This window comes from Nonomuraea sp. NPDC003201 (genome assembly GCF_053590415.1).
This window is the reverse complement of the sequence record NZ_JBSFTC010000487.1, coordinates 1-5,884: the sequence shown is the minus strand read 5'-3', so window position 1 is coordinate 5,884 and position 5,884 is coordinate 1. Positions and strand designations below refer to the sequence as shown.

Below are 5,884 nucleotides of genomic sequence, written 5' to 3'. Positions count from 1 at the left end.
GCCCCGGGTAGCCCATGCCGATGAGCAGCCGGTCGCCGCGCAGCCGTACCAGCAGGCCGGTGGCGGCGTGCAGGGTGACCGGGATGTCCGGCGTGTCCGGCGGCAGCGGGTCGGTGGTGAGCAGTTCCTGCTCGATGGGCTCGGTGAGCGGCAGGTCCACGCCGGCGTCGCGGACGAGCGAGGCCGACCAGGCGCCGGCGGCGCAGATGATGGCGTCGGCGCCGACGTCGCCGGCGGCGGTCCGCACGAGCCCGGCCCGCGTGTCGATGCCGGTGACCGGGCAGCCGGTACGCAGCGTCGCGCCCGCCTGCTCGGCCGCCCGCGCGTAGGCGGTGACGATGGCCGTGGTGTCGGAGATGTAGGCCTGCGGCGAGTACGCGGCGGCCACCAGCGGGAAGTCCCCGATGAGCGGGTTGCGCTCTCTGGCCTCCTGGGCGCCGATCAGGTTCACGTCGACGCCGGCGGCGTGCTGGGCGGGCAGGTCGGCCTCGAACGCGGTCACCTGGTCGGCCTCGGTGAACAGCACCAGGTAACCGACCTGCCGCAGCGGCAGGTCGATCCCCGGCCTGGTCGGGAAGGCGTGGTAGGCCGCGAGGCTGCGCACGGCCAGCGCCGAGCTGACCGGGTTGCCGGCGAAGTAGGAGCGGACCACGTCGGCGGTGGCGCGCGAGGCGCCGGAGCCGAGCGTGTCCCGCTCCAGCAGCGTGGTGTCGACGCCGGCCTCGGCCAGGTGGAACGCGATCGACAGGCCGATCACGCCGCCGCCGACGACCACTACCCGCGGACCGCTCATGCGGGCGTCTCCTCGCGGCGCAGGTGCTCGCCCGCCTCCCATGGGAACAGGTGCAGGTTCCAGCCGCCGAGGCAGTTGCAGTAGAGGGCCATGTGGGCCATGACGGAGACGAAGTCCTCGTGGTCGTCGAGCCGGTCGAGCCCGTCCAGCAGGCGCTGGGTGAAGCCCCACAGGGTGTCCAGGCCGCAGTAGCCGAGGAACTCGGCGGGCGTGTGCGCGAGCTGGCGGGTCATCTGGCGCAGCCACGGCATCGGCATGCCGTCGAGGGCGGCGCGGACGAGGCCGCCGTAGCAGCTGTAGCCGAGCGGCCGGGTCTCGCCGTTGACGAACAGCAGCGTGGTCAGGACCGTCTCGTAGCTGCCGGCGCCGGACGGGATGCGGCCCGCGTGCAGGTCGAGCAGCTCGCGGGGCGGGTCCAGCCAGATGCGCTCGGTCTCGGCGTGGACGTCCTTGACCAGCTCGTTGAGCTGCGGGTCGCCGATGGGCAGGCGCGGGAGCTGGTGGCCGCTGGGCTCGCCCTCGCGGCGCACTTCGGCGATGACGGGCCTCTTGGTGGTGTAGACGGAGTGCCAGACGTCGCGGCCGGCCTGGACCAGGGCGTCGAGGTCCTCGGGGACGACCTGGCCGATCGGGGTGGCGGTCATGGGCTCGGTGAGCTCGCCGTACTTGATGCCGAGATGCTGCAGTCGCGAGCAGAACAGGGTGCCGTCGGGCACGGTGCGCCGGTCCACCTTGTATTCCGCTGGTGTGTGCAGCAGCGAATGGACCGGTGCGACGTGGTAGAGGTGATATCCGGCGACCAGGGCGTGCCCCTGCAGGCTGCGGTAGGGCAGGGCGTCCCACAGGCACTGGGCCAGGGCGCGGTTGCGCTGGTCGAGTTCGGCGGCCACGGTGATGCCGAGGCTGGGCCAGGTGATTTCCACACGCTTCGATTCGTTCACAGTACGTCACTCTAACGTCACGATTTGTGCCGAAAGAGGCGGGGTCGTGCTATTGACCGGTGCTTGACGTGCTCTTCTGCGGCTTGGGTTTCCGGTGGCTCACAGCGGGGTGCGGGTGAACTGCTGGTTCTGGCCGCCGTTGCAGGGATACTGCTTGAACTGCACGTCGTCGGCCTGCGAGGAGCTGGGCAGGTCGGCGCACTTGCCCGAGTGCCTGGCCACCAGGCGCAGGTAGCCGCCGCCCGCGTCCTGCAGCGTCCACTGCTGGTTGGCGCCGGTGCCGCACGTGTACTGCTGGAGCGCCGCCCCGTCGGCGGTGGAGGCGCCGTTGACGTCCAGGCACTTGCCGGAGTTGCGGGCCACGACCTGCACGTAGCCGCCGCTGATCGACTGGATGCGCCACTGCTGGTTGGTGCCGCCGCCGCAGGCGTATTGGATGACCGCGGCCGCGTTGGCGGTGGAGCCGCCGCGCACGTCGGCGCACTTGCCGGAGTGGCGCACCGCCAGCCGGTCGTAGCCGGTGCCCGTCGTGGCGATCGTGCCGGCGGCGACGTCGACGGTGAGCTGGCGCGCGTAGGTCAGGCTCATGGACGTGCTGCTCGGGAACTGCACCGGCAGCCACACGTACCGGGAGTCGTTGACGGGCCCGCCCCACGCGCCCGCCCACCGGTCGCCCAGGTACAGGTACGACGTGCCGGACGTGCCCTGCACCGGCAGCACGTAGGCCGGCTGGGAGCCGAACGTGAGCGAGTCGCCGGTGTTCTGCCAGGAGCTCCACGTGCCGGTGATGCTGGTGGCGGTGGCGTACTGGGCCTGGTTGGGCTGCCAGCCGGTCGCGGCCGAGGTCAGCATGAAGTACACGCCGTCGCGCTTGAACAGCGCCGGCGCCTCCCGGTGGTCGCCGGCCCACATGCGCGCCAGCGTGGCCACGTCGGTGTAGTCGGCGCTGAGCCGGTAGACGTGCAGGTCGTAGTTCTCGTTCGCGGCCGAGATCATGTAGCCGGCGCCGTCGGTGTCGACGAACGTGGTGATGTCGCGCGACATGTGGCCGAGCGGCCGGAAGCTGCGCAGGTAGGTGTAGGCGCCGTCCACCGTGTTCGAGACGGCCACGGCGGCGCGCGCCTCGCCGTAGTCGCGGCCGTTCTCCTTGTGCATCCACATGACGAACCGGCCGGTGGCGGCGTTGTAGACGACCTTGGGGCGCTCGATGTTGGCGACCTGCAGCTCGGCGGCACTGGACTGGGTGAGCACGTGGTTGCGGAACTCCCAGGTGCGCAGGTCGGCCGAGCGGTAGGCGGAGACGTAGCGGAAGGTGCCGTCGGCGTTGCGGTTCTCCCCGAACCAGTAGTAGTACGAGCCGACCTTGATCACTCCGCCGCCGTGGGCGTGCAGCAGGTTGCCCGAGGTGTCGGTGAACTGCGCGCCGACCGGCACGGTCACGGGCGCGGCCGTCGCCGGGACGACGGGGGTCAGCGTGAGCGCCAGGCAGAGCCCGGCCAGCAGGGTCAGGAGACGGGACATGGCGTCAGCCGGTGCAGTTCGCGGAGACGGTGACGTCGTAGATGTACCAGGCGCCGCCGGGCGCGGTGTAGACGTGGGTGGAGGTGACCGACACGCTCGGGCAGACCTCGCCCGCCTGGGCGGCCCGCCGGTTCAGCTCCGCGCGGGCGTTCGCCTGACCGGCCGACCAGCTGGGTCCCCAGCCGGACGAGCTCGCGGTGCGGAACGTGTCCGCGTGCGCCGGAGGGGAGGCCAGGGTGACCGCGGCGGCGAGCGCCGGCGCCGGGAGGAGGTGCCATCGGGGGTCCCTTTCGCGTGGGGGTCGCGCCAGGAGCGCCACTCCGGCACCCGTCGGACGGCCGGCGCCGGATAGGCACCGCCACCGTAGATCGGGCCGGACGCGGGTACCAGCCAGGCGCTCGCCCGGCGGCGTCCGCCCAGCTCAGCACGTGAAACTTTCAGCGCATGACAAGCCCCGGCGCTGCCGGCCGGTTACGCCGGCAGCCAGGCCAGGGCGGCCGTGACCAGGGCCTCGACACCCGTGGGCAGGGTGGGGAGGATCTGGGGGGCGAAGAAGGGCGAGTGGTTGCTCGGGACGTCCTCGCGCAGCCGGCCGTCCCGCTCGGCGCGGGCGTACAGGCCGGGGTCGGCGCCGCCGAGGCCCCAGAAGACCGACGGCGCGCCCGCCTCGGCGCCGAACAGGCCGAAGTCCTCGCTGCCCATCAGCGGCGCCATGGCCGGCACCCGCTCGGAGCCGAACCGGCCGGCGAACGCCTCGCGCACCCGGGCCGTGGCGTCGCCGTCGTTGACGGTCAGCGGGAAGGCGTTGAGCGTGCGGATCTCCGGCGGGCGGGGCGCGCCGGAGGCGGCCGCCTCGGCGTTGACCACGCGCTCCACGGCCGCCAGCAAGGTGCGGCGCACCTCGGGGGAGAACGAGCGCAGGTTGATCGTGATGGACGCCTCGTCGGGGATGATGTTCTCCTTGTGGCCCGCGTGGATCTGGGCCACCGTCAGCACCGCCCGCTCGAACGGGGAGACCTCGCGCGAGACGACCGTCTGCAGGCGCATGACGGTCGAGGCGGCCAGGACGACCGGGTCGACGGTCCGCTCCGGCTGCGAGCCGTGCCCGCCCCGGCCGTACAGCCGGATCTCCATGCTGTCGGCGGCGGCCAGGATCTCGCCGGGGCTGATGAGCAGCGTCCCGGCCGGGTCGGGGAAGACGTGCTGGCCGAGCACGACGTCGGGCGTGCCGATCCGGTCGAACAGCCCGTCGTCCAGCATGGCCCGCGCCCCGGCCGCGATCTCCTCCGCCGGCTGGAACAGCGCCACGAGCGTGCCCCGCCACCGGTCCCGGCCGGCCGCCAGCAGCTGCGCCGCGCCGCTCAGGCACGTCACGTGCATGTCGTGGCCGCAGGCGTGCATGAGCGGCACCCCGTCGGGCGTGGTGGCGGTGCTCGCGTACGGCAGGCCCGTGGCCTCCAGCACCGGCAGCGCGTCCATGTCGGCCCGTAATGCCACCGTGGGGCCCTCGCCGTTGCGCAGCACGCCCGCCACGCCCGTGCCGCCGAGGCCCGTGACGACCTCGAACCCGGCCGCCCGCAGCCGCCCGGCGGCGATGCCCGCCGTGCGCTCCTCCTCGAAGGCGGGCTCGGGGTGCCGGTGCAGGTCCTGATACAGCTCGGCGAGCTCGCCGAGCGCCGGGCCCGCGAGCCCGGCCATGATCGCGTCGATGGCGTCCTGATCGCTCATGCCGACATCCGTTCCAGTTCGGTGATCTCTTGGACGAGGGTACGGCGGGCCGCGTCGCGCTGCTCGGGGGTGGGGGGCGTTCTGGGGAAGCCGGCCGGCAGCCCGGCCAGGACCGCGGCGTACAGGGCCGTCCTGCGCGGGGTGCGGGCCGGGCGGGGGAGCCGGAACAGGGCGGCCACCAGGCGGTCGACGGCGGCGGTGTCGAACACCGACTCCCACGCCCGCCGCTCCGCCCCGCCGTCGTGGGCGCCCCGGTCCGGGCGGTGCCCGCGGCGGGCGTCCGCCGTGGCCGGGTCGTCCACGGCCAGGCCGCCGTCCCCCTCCGCCAGCACCACGCCGTACGCGCGCGCCGCCGCCTCCCGGGAGACCACACCCCGTTCCACGTCCCGCAGCACCGCCTCCGGATCCCTGGTGTACGGGTCGCCGTAGCCGCCCGCGCCCGAGGTCAACAGCGTGACGACGTCACCGGGCTCCAGCGGCAGCACGTCGATCTTGAAGTGCCTGCGCTCCCGGGCCGTGCCCGGGTTGACGATCAGCTCGGTGGCCGCGCCCGGGCCGCCGCCGCGCACGCCCCACGGGCGGAAGCACATCCGCTCCAGCCCCCGGGCCAGCAGCTTCGAGCCCTCCCCGCGCACCCGGAACGTCAGCTCCAGCCCGCACCCGCCGCGCCAGCGCCCGGCGCCTCCCGAGTCGGTACGCAGCCCGTACCTGAGGATCTCGACCCCGATCTCCGTCTCGACGGTCTCGACCGGGTTGTTGGACAGGTTGGAGATGCCGCTGTCGCGGCCGTCCACCCCGTCGGCGCCGTCGCGGGCCCCCGTACCGCCCACCATCGGCTCCAGGACCTGCACGTTCTGGCCGGCGGCGCGCTGCTCGGCGACGACCACGGGCACCACCAGCC

The 5,884-nt window shown here is 73.5% G+C and carries 6 protein-coding genes; all 6 read right to left on the bottom strand.

All coding sequences use genetic code 11. From position 1 onward, the window contains the following. Positions 1-793, bottom strand: a 793-nt coding sequence (locus ACWDX9_RS58665; RefSeq protein ID WP_449972172.1) for an NAD(P)/FAD-dependent oxidoreductase, incomplete at its 3' end; no start/stop codon positions are given. Then, entirely contained in the window at positions 790-1,734 is a 945-nt protein-coding gene (locus tag ACWDX9_RS58660; protein WP_350742956.1) for a cucumopine synthase-related protein, read from the bottom strand. The genes ACWDX9_RS58660 and ACWDX9_RS58665, both read right to left, overlap by 4 nt. Before the next feature lie 99 nt (positions 1,735-1,833). Beyond that, a complete protein-coding gene (locus ACWDX9_RS58655) occupies positions 1,834-3,255 on the bottom strand; it encodes an RICIN domain-containing protein (protein WP_449972169.1) in 1,422 nt (473 codons plus the stop codon). A gap of 4 nt (positions 3,256-3,259) precedes the next feature. After that, positions 3,260-3,574, bottom strand: coding sequence for a hypothetical protein (locus tag ACWDX9_RS58650; RefSeq protein WP_449972166.1), 315 nt, complete (start codon positions 3,572-3,574; stop codon positions 3,260-3,262). 152 nt (positions 3,575-3,726) lie between these two features. Further along, the gene (locus ACWDX9_RS58645; RefSeq protein WP_449972163.1) at positions 3,727-4,983 is read right to left on the bottom strand and encodes an amidohydrolase; all 1,257 of its coding nucleotides are present in this window, start codon (positions 4,981-4,983) and stop codon (positions 3,727-3,729) included. Further along, positions 4,980-5,884 (bottom strand): hydantoinase B/oxoprolinase family protein (locus tag ACWDX9_RS58640; RefSeq protein ID WP_449972160.1); only part of this gene is annotated, 905 nt, incomplete at its 5' end. The genes ACWDX9_RS58640 and ACWDX9_RS58645, both read right to left, overlap by 4 nt.